Here is a 17,804-nt window from a genome sequence, read left to right on the forward strand (position 1 = left end):
CCGAAAGGCTCGAGGCAGGTCAGGGACGCGGGACCGGCGGTGCGCGCTCGACGGCGAGCGCGGCGCGACGGTCCCGGTGCTGCACTACGGGGAGGCGTGATGAACGAGTCGACACGTAAGGGCGGGGCGGAAGCGACCGGTGCGTCCGGTGAGCTGCCGGATCTGCTGGGCCTGGATCTGGAGTCCCTGCGGACGATGGACCACCCCGTGCTGTCCGAGGTGGTCGCGGATCTGCGCGGCCGCGTCGAGCAGCCGCGGGAGATGCTCTGGGGATTCAACAACGCCTTCTGAGGCGGAGAGCCCCGCAGTCACGCGGTCCGGGGCGCCGACCACCACCACGGGGAGCCCGGCAGCCGTAGGGTCCGGGGCGCCGACGACCACGACTTCATCGCCCGGGACCGACCGGCCCTCGCCGTGCCACGCGGGGACCGCCCGGCCCGGGCGGCCGCTTCCGGGCTCCGTCCCGGCAGACGTACAGCACGGGGGTGCCGGAGTGGCTCGACCGACGACGCCGGGGCGCGCGGAGAAGGCGGCGCGTCAGGACCCGGGGGCGGTGCGCCCGGAGGCCGCCCCCGTGCCCTTCGGGCAGTTCATCGTGAAGGTGCACGGCCGCTGCAACCTCGCGTGCCGGTACTGCTATCTGTACGAGGGCCCCGACGCGACGTGGCGGACCCGCCCCGCCGCCGCCTCGCCCACCGTCCTCGACCGGACCGCGGACCGCATCGCCGAACACGCGGCCGCACACCGTCTCCGCCACGTCGCCCTCGTGCTGCACGGCGGCGAACCCCTACTGGCCGGGCCCGAACGGCTGGCCGCCCTCGCCGACCGGCTGCGTGAGCGGGTGCCCGGCGACTGCACCGTCCACGCCACCGTGCAGACCAACGCCACCCTCCTCACCGACGCCGGCGTCACCACCCTCGCCCGGCACGGCATACGCATCGGCATCAGCCTGGACGGCGGCCTGGCCGCACACAACACCCAGCGCACCGACCACGCGGGCCGCCCCTCATGGCCCGCCGCCTCCCGCGGCGCCCGGCTGCTCGCCGACCGCCACCCGGAGGCGTACGCGGGGATCCTCACCGTCGTCGACCCGCGCACCGACCCCCTGGAGATGTACGAGTCGCTGCTCGCCCTGCGCCCGCCGGCCCTGGACCTGCTGCTGCCGCACGGCAACTGGACCAGACCGCCCCCCGGCCTGCCGGATCCGGCCGGTGTTCCCGCAGGCCCGGGCCCGGGCCGCGCCACCCCGTACGGCGACTGGCTGTGCACCGTCTTCGACCGCTGGTGGCCGGCCGCGCGGCGGGAGACCCGGATCAGGCTCTTCGAGGAGTGCATCGCCCTGCTCCTCGGGCTGCCCGCCGCCACCGAGTCCCTAGGGCTCGACCCGGTCAACGCGGTCGTGGTCGAGACGGACGGATCGATCGAACAGGTCGACTCCCTCAAGTCCGCCTACGACACCGCCGCCGCCACCGGACTCGACATCTTCCGCCACACCTTCGACGACGCCCTGCGCCACCCCGGCGTCGCCGCACGCCAGGCAGGAGCCGGCGCACTCGCCGCCCTCTGCCGTGCATGCCCGCTGCTGCACGTCTGCGGCGGCGGCCACTACGCCCACCGGTACCGCGCAGAGAACGGCTTCATCAATCCGTCCGTCTACTGCGCCGACCTCGACCGGCTGGTCCGCCACGTGGCGGACCGGCTCGCCGACGCAACCGCAGGAGACCCCCCATGAGCTCCGCCATCCCCGATCGCGTACTGCGCGAACTCGGCCGCACCGAAGGCACCGCAGCCACCCTCGGCCTGCTCGTGCGCGACCAGGACACCCGCCGCCTCGTCCTTCTCCGGGCCCTGCTCGACGCGGCGGCCGCCGCGCCCGTGACCGTGTGCCCGCCCCCGCTCCTCGACCGGCTCCGCGCGGACTGGGCGCTGCTCGAAGCCGCCGAACGCGCCGACCGGACCGCGGTGCGCGCTGTGCTGTTCCACCCCATGACGGGCCCCTGGGCGGAGGGCCTCCTGGCCGGCCTCACCTCGAGGACCGCCACGGGCCCGGACCTCCTCGCCGGCCTGGCCCATCTGAGCGCACTCGCGGCAGCGGCCGCGATCCGCTCCCGGACGCCCGTCACCGCCCGTCTCACCGCCCGCGGCGGACAGTGCTCGCTGCCCACGCTCGGAGCGGTACGCGCCGAGGACGGACCGGTCGCACTCACCTTCGCCGACGACGAGATGACCGTGCGGCCGGCCGGCGGGCCTCCTGTGACGGTACGGGCCCAGCCGGACGGCACCATGAGCTCGGCCGACCCCCGATGGCTGCCGGTCCTCATGCTGCCGCCCGTGCTGCCCGGCGCAGGCCCCGTACCCCTGGACGACGTCGATCCGTACCGCACCCGCGGCACCGGCCTCGAACGGCACGGCCTGAGCGCGGCCGCGCACGTCGACGACCAGGAACGCAAGGCCTGGATCGCCTCCTGGGCCGGAGTCGAACCGCTGCTCCGCATCGGCGGCGAGCACCGGCTCACCGAAGCGGCCGTGCTGCTGCGGTGCCTCGTCCCGCTCGGCCCGCCGCCCGGCTCGGGGCCCACCGGCGAGGCGGCGGCCCACTGCAGCGGCACCCGGCGCGAGGCGTTCGGCGCGGTCCTCAGCAGCAAGCCGGCCACCCCCGCCTACTTCGCCTCGACGCTCGTCCACGAGCTCCAGCACACCAAGCTCGCCGCGCTCGGCGCGCTCGTCCCGCTGCACCACGAGGACGCCGCACCCCGCCACTTCGCCCCGTGGCGCGCCGACCCCAGGCCCTTCGACGGGCTGTTCCAGGGCGCCTACTCACACCTGGCGCTCGCCGACTACTGGCAGCGCTTCGCGCTCGGCTCGCGCCGCGTCACCCATCGCGACCTGGCCTGGGCCGAACACGCCCGCTGCCGTCAACAGGTCGGGGCCGTACTGCCCGTACTGGTCGGATCGGCCCTGCTGACCGTCGAGGGGCGCATCCTCGTCAACGAGATGATCACGCTCTACCACCGTCTGGAGGATTCGCCGCCACCCACGGGTCACCTGGCGCGCGCGGAGGCCTACGTGAACACCACGAGGGTGATATGGCAGCAGAGGAACGGATCACCCAGGACGTGAGCAGCCAGGTGATTCCGGCCGGAGCGAACACGCCCAGGTGTATCTTGAAAAGGCTCGCAACGATGTCAGGGAGACGGTTGAATGCCCGGTACGCGTAAGCAAGTTGGAGCAATCGGGGCGCAGACCGTCACCCTCAGTTTCGCCGGTTTCAACCGGGCCTGGGCGGCGTGGATCGCGGACCGTCTGGAGCGGCGCGGCGTGACGGTCGTGCAGCAGCGCTGGGACCCCCAGGTGGAGCTCCCGCTGGAGGACGCCCTACAGGATCTGACGCTCTCCCGCGGACGGGTCCTGGTCCTGCTCAGCGACTGGTACTTCCAGCTGGGTCCGCGCAGCCACGAGGAGTGGAACCGGGCCCTGCGCGCGGTCGTCGCCCCCGACCCGGACCGGTTCGCCGCGGTGTCCATCACGACCTCGGCACTGCCCGGTGCCACCTCGGTGTTCGGCGCGGCCGATCTCACCAACGTCGGCGCGGTCGAGGCGGAGCGCCGGCTCCTCGTCCGCCTGGGCCTGCCCACGAGCCCGCTGCCCGAGGGCCCCGAGGCCCGCAGCGGCCCCCGCTTCCCGTTCGACACCCCCGAGGTGTGGGGCGGGGTCCCGCGCCGCAACACCCGCTTCACCGGCCGCGAGGAACTGCTCAGCAAGGCCTACCAAGCACTTCAGGACGCCGGGACCGGCGCCGGCGTGGTCACGCTGCACGGCATGTCCGGCGTCGGCAAGACACAGCTGGCCGCCGAGTACGTCTACCGTTTCGGCTCCGAGTACGACGTGGTGTGGTGGGTGCCCGCCGACCGGCGTGCGCTCTACCGGCAGAAGCTCGCCGAACTCGCCCCCGAACTGGGCCTGTCCACCGGAGCCGAGTACGGCGAACGCCTCCGCGCGGTCCGCGACTCGCTGCGCCGCGGCGACCCGCACGCCCACTGGCTGCTGATCCTGGACGGCGCGGACGAACCCGAGCAGATCTGGGACCTGGTCCCGACCGGCCCGGGGCACGTCCTGATCACCTCCCGCAACCCGGAGTGGAGCGAGCACAACAGCAACCTCGTCGAGGTACCGGTCTACGATCGCGACGAGTCGGTCGCCTTCATCCGCCGCCGTGCCCCGCGGCTCACGCACACCGAGGCCGACCGGCTCGCCGAGGCGCTGGAGGATCTCCCCCTGCTGCTCGACCAGACCGCCGGCTGGCTCAACGACTCCGACATGTCGGTCGAGGAGTACATCGACCTGCTCGGCGGCGGCATCGACCAGGACGTCGTCAAGGTCTCCGCCGACTTCCCGCTGGCGTTCCAGACGGCCTGGTCGATACTGCTGAACAAGCTCCGGGACACCGTCCCCGAATCCGTCGACCTGCTGCGCCTGTGCAGCTTCTTCGCGCCGGGGTCCATCCCCGTACGGCTGCTGAAGGAAATGCCGTCGGGGGAACTGCCCGAACAGCTCTCGGGTCTGATGAACGATCCGCTGCTCTGGAACAAGGCGATCGGCCAGCTGCGCCAGTACTCCGTCGTCCGCCTGGAGTCCCACGACTCCATCATCGACGACGCGTCCTCGGGTGAGTCCATCTACCTGCACCGCATGGTGCACCAGATCGTCCGCAAGGACATGCCGGACCAGGACCGCCGGGAGTTCATCGACGTCGTACGCCGCGCCCTCGCCGCCGCCGACCCCGGCCGCCCCACGGACACCCGGCTGTGGCCCACGTACGCCGAGATCACCCCGCACCTGAAGTGGGCCGACGTCCTGCGCAGCACGGACCCCGCGGTGCAGAGCCTGGTGCTCAACTGCCTGCGCTACATGTACCTCTCCGGGGAGTACCGGGCCGGCATCAAGCTGGGCTCCCGGGCCATGACCGCCTGGAGCTCACTGCTCGGCGAGAACCACCCGCGCCTGTGGGACCTCAGCTACAACTACGCCAACCTGCTGCGGGCCGTCGGCGACTACGCCGGAACCGAGGCGATCGAGCGGGCCGCCGTCGACCACCTGCGGGCCGAGCGGGGTGCGCAGGACCTGGAGCACCTGCGCGCGGCAGGAGGTCTCGCGGCCGACCTGCGAGGGCTGGGGCGGTACGAAGAGGCCCACGAGATGTCCGAGTGGATCCTGGGCGCCTACCGGGAGCTGCTGGGGGACCAGGACTCGCGCACGCTCAACGCGCAGAACAACCTGGCCATTTCGCTCCGGCTGCTGGGCCGGTACAGGGATGCGCTGGAACTCAACCGGCGCACCCTCGAGTCCCGTCGGCAGCTCCTCCGGCCACGTCACAGCTGGACCCTCTACTCGGAGATCAACTACGGCACCGACCTGCGCCTGCTAGGCCGGTACAGCGAGGCCGAATCGCTCCAGACCCAGAGCGCCCGGGTGCACCGCATCGTGATGGGCCAGGACAACCCGCAGACCCTGCGTGCCGAGCACAACCTCGCGCTCTGCCTGTACCGCTCGGGCAAGCGTGGAGATGCCGCGGAGTTGTTCACCCGGGTTCTGGAGCGGGGCGAGCGGGTCCTCGGCGAGAGCGACCCCCTGACCATGATGTTCGCGGCCAGCCAGAGCTTCTTCGCGCGGGAGCATGCCGACATCGACCAGGCCAGGGCCATAAGCGAGAAGGTCGTGGGCGGCTATGTCGACATGCTGGGTGAGGAGCATCCGTATGTCGCGGGCACCCGGGCCAACCACGCCCTGATCCTGCGCAACGTCGGTGAGCGGGACCAGGCACACCATCTGCTGGAGGAGGCCCTCACCGACATGGGCCGGATGGTGGGCGAGAACCACCCCTGGACGCTGGGCTGCGCGGTCAACGCCTCGGCGCTGCGCAACCTGGTGGGCGACCCGGAGTCCGCTGCCGCGCTGACGGACGCGATCAGCACCCGGGCCATCGAAGTGCTCGGCCGTACCCATCCGCTGACGCTCTCCGCCCGCATCGCGCATGCGGCGGACCTGCGGGGCCTTCGTGACCTGCAGCATGCGGACAAGGTCGAGTCGGAGGCGCTGGACGACCTGGAGAAGACGCTGGGCGCCCAACACGTCCACACCGTTTCGGCGCGGTCCCGCGTCCGGCCCTACTGGGACTTCGAACCCCAGATCATTTGATCTAGCGGAGCCGTTGCTGAGGCATCAAGTGGGCCGCGCAGGACGCGGCGTCGGCGCCCGCCACGGCCCATGCGCCCGTCAGCTGCACGGCCGAGGGCCCGGCCCCGCGATCACTCGCGGAGCCGGGCCCTCGGCCGTGAACGTGCCGGTCAGGCCTCGAAGACCTCTGCGACCAGCTGAGCCTGCTCGGCCTGGTGACGCTTGGCCGAGCCGACCGCCGGCGAGGAGCCGCGCGGCCGCGAGATGCGGCGCAGGCGCTCACCGTGCGGGACGTCGGCGCCGACGGCCAGGTCCAGGTGGTCGATCAGGTTCAGGGCGATGAACGGCCAGGCACCCTGGTTGGCCGGCTCCTCCTGGGCCCACAGGTACTTCGCCGCGTTCGGGTACTTGGCGATCTCGGCCTGGAGCTCGGCACCCGGCAGCGGGTACAGGCGCTCCAGACGGATGATCGCGGTCTCCGTGTCGCCACGCTTCTGACGCTCGGCGTCCAGGTCGTAGTAGACCTTGCCGGTGCAGAAGACGACCTTGCGGACCGCGCTCGGGTCGACCGACTCGTCGCCGATCACCGGGCGGAAGCCGCCGGTGGTGAACTCCTCCGCCTTCGAAGCCGCCGCCTTGAGGCGGAGCATCGACTTCGGGGTGAAGACGATCAGCGGCTTGTGGTGCGGGTTGTGCACCTGCCACCGCAGAAGGTGGAAGTAGTTCGACGGCAGGGTCGGCATCGCGACCGTCATGTTGTCCTGCGCGCACATCTGGAGGAAGCGCTCCGGGCGGGCGGACGAGTGGTCCGGGCCCTGGCCCTCGTAGCCGTGCGGCAGCAGCAGCGTGACGCCGGAGGTCTGCCCCCACTTCTGCTCGGCCGAGGAGATGAACTCGTCCACGACGGTCTGCGCGCCGTTGACGAAGTCACCGAACTGGGCCTCCCAGACGACCAGCGACTCCGGGCGTGCCAGCGAGTAGCCGTACTCGAAGCCCATCGCCGCGTACTCGCTGAGCAGCGAGTCGTAGACGTTGTAACGGGCCTGCTCGTCGGTGAGGTAGAGCAGCGGGGTGTAGTCCTCGCCGGTCACCTGGTCGACCAGCACCGCGTGGCGCTGGCCGAACGTGCCGCGGCGGGTGTCCTGGCCGGCGAGCCGGACCGGGGTGCCCTCCATCAGCAGCGAACCGATGGCCAGGGTCTCGCCCATGCCCCAGTCGATCGTGCCGTCCTCCACCGAGGCCGCACGGCGCTGCATCTGCGGCATCAGGCGCGGGTGGACGGTGATGTGATCCGGGATGTTGACCTGCGACTCGGCGATCCGCTTCACGACCTCCTGGGAGATCGCGGTGGTCACGGCCACCGGGAACTCGGCCTGGGGGTCCGACACGTGCGGCTGCGCCGGGTGCGAGGTGGCCTCGCGGACCTCCGCGAACACCTTCTCCAGCTGGCCCTGGAAGTCCTGGAGCGCCTGCTCCGCCTCTTCCAGCGTGATGTCGCCGCGACCGATCAGGGACTCGGTGTACAGCTTGCGCACCGAGCGCTTCTTGTCGATCAGGGTGTACATCTGCGGGTTGGTGAACTGCGGGTTGTCGCCCTCGTTGTGACCGCGGCGGCGGTAGCAGATGAGGTCGATCACGACGTCCTTGTTGAACGCCTGCCGGAACTCGAAGGCGAGCCGTGCGACACGGACGACGGCCTCGGGGTCGTCACCGTTGACGTGGATGATCGGCGCCTCGATCATGCGCGCCACGTCGGTGGCGTACATCGAGGAGCGCGAGGACTCCGGGGCGGCGGTGAAGCCGACCTGGTTGTTGATCACCACGTGCACGGTGCCGCCGGTGCGGTAGCCGCGCAGCTGCGACATGTTCAGCGTCTCGGCGACGACGCCCTGGCCCGCGAAGGCCGCGTCGCCGTGGAGCGCGACGGGCAGGACGGTGAAGTCCGTGCCGCCCTTGTTGATGATGTCCTGCTTGGCGCGGGCGATGCCCTCCAGGACCGGGTCGACCGCCTCCAGGTGCGAGGGGTTGGCGGCCAGCGAGACCTTGATCTGCTCGCCGTCCAGACCGGTGAAGGTGCCCTCGGCGCCCAGGTGGTACTTGACGTCGCCGGAGCCGTGCATCGACTTCGGGTCGAGGTTGCCCTCGAACTCCCGGAAGATCTGCGCGTACGACTTGCCGACGATGTTCGCCAGCACGTTCAGCCGGCCGCGGTGGGCCATGCCGATGACGACCTCGTCGAGGCGGGCCTCGGCGGCGGAGTCGATGACCGCGTCGAGCAGCGGGATGACGGACTCGCCGCCCTCCAGCGAGAACCGCTTCTGGCCGACGTACTTCGTCTGCAGGAAGGTCTCGAACGCCTCCGCGGCGTTCAGCCGGCGCAGGATGCGCAGCTGCTCCTCGCGCTCGGGCTTGGGGCGCGGACGCTCCACCCGGTCCTGGAGCCACTTGCGCTGCTTCGGGTCCTGGATGTGCATGAACTCGATGCCGGTGGTGCGGCAGTACGACTCACGCAGTACACCGAGGATGTCGCGGAGCTTCATCATCGTCTTGCCGGCGAAACCGCCGACCGCGAAGTCCCGCTCCAGGTCCCACAGGGTGAGGCCGTGCTCGGTGATGTCGAGGTCGGGGTGCTTGCGCTGGTGGTACTCCAGCGGGTCGGTGTCGGCCATGACGTGGCCGCGGACCCGGTAGGAGTGGATCAGCTCGAAGACCCGCGCGGCCTTGGTGACGTCGTCGTCGTGCGAGGCGTCGATGTCCTTGAGCCAGCGGACCGGCTCGTAGGGGATGCGCAGCGCCTTGAAGATCTCGTCGTAGAACTCGTTCTCGCCGAGCAGCAGCTGGGCCAGGATCCGCAGGAACTCGCCGGAGGCGGCGCCCTGGATGACCCGGTGGTCGTACGTCGAGGTCAGCGTCATGACCTTGGAGATGCCCAGCTTGTTCAGGGTGTCCTGCGACGTGCCCTGGAACTCCGCCGGGTAGTCCATCGCGCCGACGCCCATGATGAGGCCCTGTCCGGGCATCAGGCGGGGCACCGAGTGAACGGTGCCGATGCCGCCGGGGTTGGTCAGCGAGGCGGTGACGCCGGTGAAGTCGTCCATGCCGAGCTTGCCGTTGCGGGCCCGGCGGACGATGTCCTCGTAGGCCTGCCAGAACTCGAAGAAGTTGAGCGTCTCGGCCTTCTTGATGGCCGCGACGACCAGCTGGCGGTCGCCGTTCGGCTTCACCAGGTCGATGGCGAGGCCGAGGTTCACGTGCTCCGGCTTGACCAGGGTCGGCTTGCCGTCCTTCTGGGCGAAGGAGTAGTTCATCGCCGGCATGGCCTTGAGGGCCTGCACCATCGCGTACCCGATGAGGTGCGTGAAGGAGATCTTCCCGCCGCGGGCGCGCTTGAGGTGGTTGTTGATGACGATGCGGTTGTCGAAGAGCAGCTTCACCGGGACGGCGCGGACGGACGTGGCCGTCGGCAGCTCCAGCGAGGCGTTCATGTTCTTCGCGACAGCGGCGGAGGGGCCGCGCAGCGTCACGTACTCCGGACCGCCCGGGGCCTCGGTGGCCGGAGCGGCGGGAGCCTTCGCGGCCGGGGCCGGTGCGGTCTTCGCCGGAGCGGCCTTCACCGGAGCCGCCGGGGCGGCAGGTGCGGGCTTGGCCGGAGCGGGCGCAGAGGCAGCCGGTGCGGCCGGAGCCTTGGCCGCGGGAGCGGCGGGCGCCGGTGCGGTGGCGGCCGGGGCCGCGGGCACCGCAGCCCCCGCGGCTGCGGCGCCGGGAACGGGCTTGTCCGCCGTGCCGGACGTACCCGGCTTGTAGTCGGCGAAGAAGTCCCACCAGGCGCGATCGACCGAATTGGGATCCTGGAGGTACTGCTGGTAGATCTCGTCGACGAGCCACTCATTGGGGCCAAAAGCGGCAGCCGGGTTCGTACCCGGGCTGGCTTGGTCGGTGGAGATGCTCGAGTTACTGGGGGACTGAGACGACACGGCGGCAACCGCCCTCTTCCGCTTCACAAGGTGATGGACAGCGGAAATCAAGGCTACGCCTCCCCGGCCGTTCCATGCAGGCCGGGCCGGTCTTCGTCGTGCAAGTCACATCGAAAGTCGGGTTTCGGGGCAGGAAATGGCGGGAAACAAGCTTGGTTCCGCTTCACTCCGGGTACGCGAGACCGCAGTTACGGCCCCTTCGACCGTACCCCTTGAACAGAACACGTAGAACGCGCCCTTCCGGTTCGAACCCTATGTCAACCTCGCGGCTGACGAATCCCCGGAAGAGTGACGCGTATGCGGCAGCCGCGAGCTGATTCGGCCACACCGATCCGGCCGCCGTGCAGATCCACCGCCCAGCGGGCGATCGCGAGGCCCAGCCCCGTACCGCCGTCGCTGCCCGGGCCGTGCGGCGACGGAACTTCGCCCCGGTTGAAACGCTCGAAGACCCGGTGCCGCTCGGACTCCGGGATGCCGGGACCTTCGTCCAGGACCTCCAGATGCAGCGACTCGGGCTGCGGACCGCGACGCGCGAGCACGGTGACCCGGCCGTGCGGCGGGCTGTGCTTCACGGCGTTGTCGATCAGATTGGCCACCACCTGGTGCAGCCGCTCGGCATCCGCGTGCGCGGTCAGCTCCGGCGGGGACACGTCCAGGTGCAGATGGACGTCCTTGCGGGAGTGGTTGCCGGAGCCCGAGGACAGCCGGCGGTGCGCGGCGGCGAGGTTCGCCTCCTTGAGGACCCCCGACAGATAGGGCCACACCTCGAAGCGGCCGGCCTTCAGCGTGACCACGCCGTTGTCCAGGCGGGACAGGTCCAGCAGCGTCTCCACCAGCCGCCCGAGCCGCTCCGTCTGTTTGAGGGCCGTGCGCATCGTCTCCGGATCGGCCGAGGACACCCCGTCCACGACGTTCTCCAGCACGGCTCTCAGCGCCGCGATGGGCGTGCGCAGCTCATGTGAGACATTCGCCACCAGCTCCTTGCGGTGCCGGTCCACGGCCTCCAGATCGTCGGCCATCAGGTTGATCGTCTGCGCCAGATCGCCGAGCTCGTCGCGCCGGTCGGCGCCGCTCACGCGTCTGGTGTAGTCGCCGTGCGAGATCGACCGGGCCACGGCCCTCATCTCGTCCAGCGGCGCGGTCAGGCCGTGGGCCACGAACTGGGTGATCAGCAAGGTGGCGATCACCGAGAACACCGTGATGAACCGGAGCTCGGTGCGCGTGCGCATGGCCACCATGATCAGCCCGGTCGTGATGAAGACCGAGACCACGACCAGCGTGCCCAGCTTGGCCTTGATGGAGAACGGCCGCAGCCCCGGTCCGGGCCCGGTCATGGCGCGGGGGTCTCCAACGCGTAGCCCACACCGTGCACGGTACGGATCCGCTCCGCGCCGATCTTGCGGCGCAGCGCCTTGATGTGGCTGTCGACGGTACGGGTACCCGAGGCGTCCGCCCAGTCCCAGACCTCCGCCAGGAGCTGCTCCCGGGAGAGCACCGCGCGGGGAGTGTTGGCAAGGCAGACCAGCAGGTCGAACTCGGTCGGGGTCAGGTGCACGTCATCGGCGCGGACCCGCACCCGGCGCTGTGCGTGGTCGATCTCCAGCTCGCCGAGGCGCAGTATTCCGCTGCGGGGCGTCACGGCGGCCAGTGCGGCCCGCTCCACCCGGCGCAGCAGGACGTGGACCCTGGCCGCCAGCTCGCGCATGGAGAACGGCTTGGTCATGTAGTCGTCCGCGCCCACGCCGAGGCCGACGAGCATGTCGGTCTCGTCGTCGCGGGCGGTCAGCATCAGCACCGGCACCGGGCGCTGGGCCTGCACGCGCCGGCAGACCTCCAGGCCGTCGAAGCCGGGAAGCATGATGTCGAGCACCATCAGATCCGGCTGCCAGGCCTCGGCCGCGTCCACGGCCGCGGGGCCGTCGAGCGCGGTCTGCACCAGGAAGCCCTCGGCCCGCAGCCGGGCGGCAATGGCATCGACGATCGTGGCGTCGTCCTCGACCACCAGCACGCGGCGCTGCGCGCCCGGGGTGGCCGCGACACCTGTGTGGGTGGTGTGTGTCTGTTCCATCGCCCCGCCCCTGCCCGTTCTCACGGAGGCCATTCCCCCGGACGTACGGTTTTCGCTCGTGAATTTCGTGGGTGATCCCGCTATCGGTCAGCAGCGTAAAGGCACCGGAGGGCTCCCGGCTACGCAGGGTGCAAGGCGGCGGTGGCCGGTCGGGGGGACAACGGAGGCGGAGTGTCGGGCTTGTGGCGCTTGGCCCCCGGGCGTCCCGGGGGCGCGCATACCCGGCGGGGGGTTATCGGTCTGCTCGAATTGCGAGATGAACCACGTCGGGCACACCTCGGGCAACGCCTACTTCTTCCGTCCTTACCCCATGGAATCCGGCATTCCGTAGGGCTTGTTCGAACTCCGCGGAAGGTTGTGCGGACCACACCGCGAGCACGCCCCCCGGTGTCAGCCGAGCGTGGCAGTCGGCGAGCCCGGCGGGAGAGTACAGATTGCTGTTGTCGGCGGTGACGGTCCAGTCGGGCCCGTTGTCGATGTCCAGACACAGTGCGTCGTAACGGTGCGTAGTCGTACGGAGGTGGGCGACGAGGTCCGTCGTCAGGATGCACGTCCGCGGATCGGCGAGCGCCGCCCCCGAGATCCCGGCCAGCGGCCCGTCCCGGTGCCAGTCGACGACGGCCTGTTCCCGCTCGGCCACCGCGATCCGCCCCCACCTCGGCTCGGCGGCGGCCCGGGCGAGCGAGAACCCGACGCCGAGCCCGCCGATGAGCATCGCCGGAGCGGGGCGGCCGGGAGGCAGCGCGTCGAGCGCGGCATCGATCAGCAGCCGTTCGGAGCGCCCGTCCGAGGTGTCCATCAGGAAGCACCCGTTGGCGATGATCTCGAAGTCGTCGCCCCGCCTGCGCAGAACGACCTCCCCGTACGGTCCCTCGCGGCGGTCCAGGGTGACGGGGGCGAATGCGTCGGGGCCGAACGTGAGAGACATGGCGCTGATCTCCGGGGGTCGGTGCGATGTCGTCGCCGTTCGACGACACCGCTGTTGACGGTCCTGGCCATCCTGTCCCGCCGGGCGGCGGCTCGGCCGCCGAATCGGCCTACTGGTCCCCGAACGTGGCGAGGACTCGGCCGCGTTCGCGGCGCGGCCCGCGCACGGCGAACAGTGCGGCGCCCGCCGCGTACGCCACCACCCATGCCCCCGGCTGCATCAGCCAGGCCCACGCGGAGGCCGCGCCGCCGGGAGTGCGCGGCGCCGCCAGGTACACCGCACCGGCGTAGACCGTCATCGGCAGCGGCGAGATCGTCGTCCACATAGCGCACCGGCGCTCCCGGTGTCAGGCACGGCACCCGCGGGGCCTCAGCGCGACCGCGGCGCCGCGAACGTCACGTCCGCGGCGCGCGCCGTGACCTCGGCGTCCCCGCTGATCGCCCAGGCCGCCACCCGCGAGACCACGGCGGCCGGGACCGCCGCGCTGATCCCGGGGGCTGCCGGGATGTCCTGCGTGGCATGCGCGTCATGGGGCAGGACGACCCGGTAGCCCAGGGCCAGCGCCGTGCGGGCCGTCGCCTGGACGCACATCTCCGACATCACGCCGCAGACGGCGACCGCCCCGACGCCCGCCGAGCTCAGTACGGAGCCCAGCGACGTGCCCGCGAAGCCGTCGTCCCGCGTCTTGCGGATCACACACTCCGTGGGACCCGCCTCGACCGGCAGGTGGAGCGCCCAGCCGGGGGTGTGCGGCTCGTCGCCCGCGCCGGGCGCGCCGTCGTTCTGCAGGTGCACGACCAGCGCACCGCTCCGGCGTGCGCGGGCGATCAGCCCTGCCGTCCGCTCCAGCAGTCCGGCCGCGCCGGGCACGGCCCGGCCGCCGGTCACCCCGGCCCTCTGGACGTCCACGACGATCAGGGCATGGGAAGGAGGCACGGAATCGGTCATGGGCTCATCCTGTCCGGCGGCGCTGTCGTCCTCCAAGGGATTTCGCGCGCTCCCGCATCGGAGGGGTGCTCCCGCATCGGAGGGGCGCTCCCGCATCGGAGGCGCGCTCCCGTACCCGAGGCGCGCTCCCGCATCGGAGGGGTGCTCCCGCATCGGAGGGGCGCTCCCGCACCCGAGGCGCGCTCCCGCACCCGAGGGACTACGGCGACCGCACCGGGCGTTGCACCGAGGGCACGGCGGCAGTCGTTCCGTGATCGCTCACAGCGAACACACCCTCGGGAACATTGAGCGGCTCACAAGCATTGAGTCTGCATAGCTCAACTTGACTGCCGAAGGGGAGATCATGGCTACTGAGTCCAATGCGGTCACACCGCTCACCCTGCCTGTGCTGCCGCTCGACGACGAGGTCGTGCTGCCCGGAATGGTGGTGCCTCTGGACCTGTCCGACAGCGAGGTGCGTGCCGCGGTGGAGGCCGCACAGGCCGCAGCCCGCGGGGGCGGTGGCAAGCCCGAGGTGCTGCTCGTTCCGCGCATCGACGGGACCTACACCGGAGTCGGTGTCATCGGGACCGTCGAGCAGGTGGGGCGGCTCTCGGACGGCGACCCGGGTGCTCTCATCCGCGGTCGTGGACGGGTGCGGATCGGGGCGGGGACCAGCGGTCCCGGTGCCGCGCTCTGGGTGGAGGGGACCCGGGTCGACGTCTCCGTCCCCGACCCCCTCCCCGGAGCCGTCGCCGAGCTGGTCAAGGAGTACAAGGCGCTCGCCACCAGCTGGCTGAAGACGCGCGGTGCCTGGCAGGTCGTGGACCGGGTCCAGCAGATCGAGGACGTCTCCGCGCTCGCCGACAACTCCGGTTACTCCCCCTTCCTGACCACCGCCCAGAAGGTGCAGCTGCTGGAGACCGCCGACGCGGTGGCCCGGCTGAAGCTCGCCATCCAGTGGCTCGGCGAGCACCTCGCCGAGCAGGACGTCGCCGAGTCCATCGCCAAGGACGTCCAGGAGGGCGTCGACAAGCAGCAGCGCGAATTCCTGCTGCGGCGCCAGCTCGACGCCGTACGCAAGGAGCTCTCCGAGCTCAACGGTGACCCGGAGGACGAGTCCGACGACTACCGGGCGCGCGTCGAGGCCGCCGACCTTCCCGAGCACGTCCGCGAGGCCGCGCTCAAGGAGGTCGACAAGCTGGAGCGCTCCTCCGACCAGAGCCCCGAGGGCTCCTGGATCAGGACCTGGCTCGACACCGTCCTCGAACTCCCCTGGACCGAACGCACCGAGGACGCCTACGACATCAAGGGCGCCCAGAAGGTCCTCGACGCCGAACACGCGGGCCTGCAGGACGTGAAGGAGCGCATCACCGAGTACCTCGCGGTCCGCAAGCGGCGGGCCGACCGGGGGCTGGGCGTGGTCGGAGGCCGGCGCGGCGGTGCGGTGCTGGCCCTGGTCGGTCCGCCGGGCGTGGGAAAGACCTCGCTGGGCGAGTCCGTCGCGCACGCCATGGGCCGCAAGTTCGTCCGCGTCGCGCTCGGCGGGGTCCGGGACGAGGCGGAGATCCGGGGCCACCGGCGTACGTACGTCGGAGCGCTCCCCGGCCGCATCGTCCGCGCCATCAAGGAGGCCGGTTCGATGAACCCGGTCGTCCTGCTCGACGAGATCGACAAGGTCGGCTCCGACTTCCGCGGCGACCCCGCCGCAGCCCTCCTCGAAGTCCTCGACCCGGCCCAGAACCACACCTTCCGCGACCACTACCTGGAGGTCGAACTCGACCTCAGCGATGTCGTCTTCCTGGCCACGGCGAATGTGCTCGAAGCCATCCCGGAGGCGCTGCTCGACCGGATGGAACTGGTCAGGCTCGACGGCTACACCGAGGACGAGAAGGTCGTCATCGCCCGCGACCACCTGCTCCCGCGCCAGCTGGAGCGGGCCGGTCTGGAGGAGGAAGAGGTCACCCTCGACGAGTCCGCCCTGCGCAAGCTGGCCGGCGAGTACACGAGGGAGGCCGGCGTCCGGAATCTCGAGCGGGCCGTCGCCCGGCTGCTCCGCAAGGTCGCGGCCCAGCACGAACTGGGGGACCGCGAACTGCCGTTCACGGTGACCGACGAGGACCTGCGCGCTCTCATCGGCCGGCCGCACCACGTCCCGGAGTCCGCCCAGGATCCGGCCGGGCGCCGCACCGCGGTGCCGGGCGTGGCCACCGGGCTCGCGGTGACCGGGGCAGGTGGCGATGTGCTCTTCGTGGAGGCGTCGCTCGCCGACCCGGAGACCGGGGCGTCGGGTCTGACCCTCACCGGTCAGCTCGGTGATGTCATGAAGGAGTCCGCGCAGATCGCGCTGAGCTTCCTGCGCTCGCACGGAGCGGAGCTGGAGCTGCCGGTCGCCGATCTCAAGGACCGGGGCGTGCACATCCACTTCCCGGCGGGCGCGGTCCCCAAGGACGGCCCGAGCGCGGGCATCACCCTGACGACCGCGCTGGCGTCGCTGCTCTCCGGGCGGCTGGTCCGTACGGACGTGGCGATGACCGGTGAGGTGTCGCTGACCGGACGGGTGCTGCCGATCGGCGGCCTGAAGCAGAAGCTGCTGGCCGCCCACCGAGCGGGCATCACCACCGTGGTGATCCCCCAGCGCAACGAGGCCGACCTGGACGACGTCCCCGCCGAGGTGCTGGACACGCTGGAGGTCCACCCGGTGACGGATGTCCGCCAGGTCCTGGAGATCGCCCTCGCCCCGGCCTCGGCCCCGGCGGAGCGGAGGATCCCGGCCGCGGCGTAGGTGTCACACAGTGACGGGCGTGGCACCACGGACACGGCCGGTACGGGCGGCCCGTCTCCCCCTTGCGGGGAGGCGGGCCGTCTCGCGCGTGGGCCGGGGCCGGGTCAGGGACGGTAGATGGTTCCGGGGACCGGCTCGGCGGGTGCCATCAGCTCCGGGACGGTGACGAAGGTGTAGCCGCGCTTCCTCAGCTTCTCGATGATGCCGGGCACCGCGGGCACCGTGCCCTTGTAGATGTCGTGCAGCAGGATGATGCCGTCCTTGGTCGCCTGGTCGAGTATCCGCTTCTCGATCAGCGCGGAGTCCGTCGTCGAGTAGTCCTTGGCGGTGGCGTTCCACAGGATCTGGGAGAGGCCCAGGTCCTTGCTGATCCCGGAGACGGTGTCGTCCGTGCGCCCCTGCGGCGGGCGCATCAGACGCGGCTTCTTTCCGGTGATCGCCTCGATCGCGTCCTGCGTCTTCTCCAGCTCGGCGCGTATCTCCGCGGGCTTCTTGTCCGTCAGGATCTCGTGCGACCAGGTGTGGTTGGCGACCTCATGGCCCTCCGCCTCGATCCGGCGGACGGTTTCCGGGTGCTTCCTCACGTGGTTCTTGCCCAGCAGGAAGAACGTCGCGTGGACCTTCTCCTTCTTGAGGATGTCCAGCAGGCGGGGGGTGTCCTCGGCCGGCCCCGCGTCGAAGGTCAGGGCTATGCACTTCGCCTCGCGGCAGTCCACCGGGCCGAACGAGCCCTTCGCGTCCGAGCCGGCGTCGCCCCGGGCGGATCCGGGTGCGGTGGTCTCCATCGAACAGCCGCTCAGCGTCAGCGTGAGCGCCGTCACAAGAGCGACGGCCAACCCCGTACCGATCGACTTCGTCCTACTGGGCAAGGCAGGTCACTCCCTCGTTGCTTACGTCGCACTCACGTGCGGACTGCAGGGACTATACACAGCACGTATACATGCGGTG

General features: G+C 71.0%; 12 protein-coding genes. 5 read left to right on the forward strand and 7 right to left on the reverse strand.

All coding sequences use genetic code 11. The features are described 5' to 3' along the window. Window positions 1–99: 99 nt before the first annotated feature. From fxsA to fxsT, 4 genes are all read left to right on the forward strand, one after another. The gene (fxsA, locus tag ABZ434_RS09290; protein WP_359133380.1) at window positions 100–291 is read left to right on the forward strand and encodes an FxSxx-COOH cyclophane-containing RiPP peptide; all 192 of its coding nucleotides are present in this window, start codon (window positions 100–102) and stop codon (window positions 289–291) included. Window positions 292–553: 262 nt separating this feature from the next. Next, complete coding sequence (locus ABZ434_RS09295) at window positions 554–1,732, forward strand: FxsB family cyclophane-forming radical SAM/SPASM peptide maturase (RefSeq protein WP_359133696.1); 1,179 nt, start codon at window positions 554–556, stop codon at window positions 1,730–1,732. Then, a complete protein-coding gene (locus tag ABZ434_RS09300) occupies window positions 1,729–3,120 on the forward strand; it encodes an HEXXH motif-containing putative peptide modification protein (protein WP_359133381.1) in 1,392 nt (463 codons plus the stop codon). The genes ABZ434_RS09295 and ABZ434_RS09300 overlap by 4 nt, the downstream gene beginning before the upstream one ends. A gap of 81 nt (window positions 3,121–3,201) precedes the next feature. Beyond that, a complete protein-coding gene (gene fxsT / locus ABZ434_RS09305) occupies window positions 3,202–6,195 on the forward strand; it encodes an FxSxx-COOH system tetratricopeptide repeat protein (protein ID WP_359133383.1) in 2,994 nt (997 codons plus the stop codon). Between the two features lie 149 nt (window positions 6,196–6,344). Here the strand turns inward: fxsT and ABZ434_RS09310 are convergent, their stop codons facing one another. From ABZ434_RS09310 to ABZ434_RS09335, 6 genes are all read right to left on the reverse strand, one after another. Further along, entirely contained in the window at window positions 6,345–10,148 is a 3,804-nt protein-coding gene (locus tag ABZ434_RS09310) for a multifunctional oxoglutarate decarboxylase/oxoglutarate dehydrogenase thiamine pyrophosphate-binding subunit/dihydrolipoyllysine-residue succinyltransferase subunit (RefSeq protein ID WP_359133385.1), read from the reverse strand. Between the two features lie 257 nt (window positions 10,149–10,405). Further along, a complete protein-coding gene (locus ABZ434_RS09315) occupies window positions 10,406–11,482 on the reverse strand; it encodes a HAMP domain-containing sensor histidine kinase (protein WP_359133387.1) in 1,077 nt (358 codons plus the stop codon). Then, entirely contained in the window at window positions 11,479–12,216 is a 738-nt protein-coding gene (locus ABZ434_RS09320) for a response regulator transcription factor (RefSeq protein ID WP_148020697.1), read from the reverse strand. The genes ABZ434_RS09315 and ABZ434_RS09320 overlap by 4 nt, the downstream gene beginning before the upstream one ends. A gap of 232 nt (window positions 12,217–12,448) precedes the next feature. Further along, the gene (locus tag ABZ434_RS09325; RefSeq protein WP_359133389.1) at window positions 12,449–13,144 is read right to left on the reverse strand and encodes a spermidine synthase; all 696 of its coding nucleotides are present in this window, start codon (window positions 13,142–13,144) and stop codon (window positions 12,449–12,451) included. Between the two features lie 109 nt (window positions 13,145–13,253). Further along, window positions 13,254–13,469 (reverse strand): hypothetical protein, encoded by a 216-nt coding sequence (locus tag ABZ434_RS09330; protein WP_359133391.1) that lies wholly within the window; start codon window positions 13,467–13,469, stop codon window positions 13,254–13,256. A gap of 44 nt (window positions 13,470–13,513) precedes the next feature. Continuing rightward, a complete protein-coding gene (locus tag ABZ434_RS09335) occupies window positions 13,514–14,092 on the reverse strand; it encodes an isochorismatase family protein (RefSeq protein WP_359133393.1) in 579 nt (192 codons plus the stop codon). Window positions 14,093–14,435: 343 nt separating this feature from the next. On the opposite strand from ABZ434_RS09335, the gene lon reads away from it, so the two are divergent. Next, entirely contained in the window at window positions 14,436–16,856 is a 2,421-nt protein-coding gene (gene lon / locus ABZ434_RS09340) for an endopeptidase La (RefSeq protein WP_359133395.1), read from the forward strand. 104 nt (window positions 16,857–16,960) lie between these two features. Here lon and ABZ434_RS09345 read toward each other — a convergent pair whose 3' ends face one another. Then, a complete protein-coding gene (locus ABZ434_RS09345; protein ID WP_359133699.1) occupies window positions 16,961–17,641 on the reverse strand; it encodes a polysaccharide deacetylase family protein in 681 nt (226 codons plus the stop codon). Window positions 17,642–17,804: the final 163 nt, after the last annotated feature.

Origin of the sequence: Streptomyces sp. NPDC005761 (assembly GCF_040630635.1) — a bacterium.
In the GTDB taxonomy this organism is placed as follows: Bacteria; Actinomycetota; Actinomycetes; order Streptomycetales; family Streptomycetaceae; genus Streptomyces.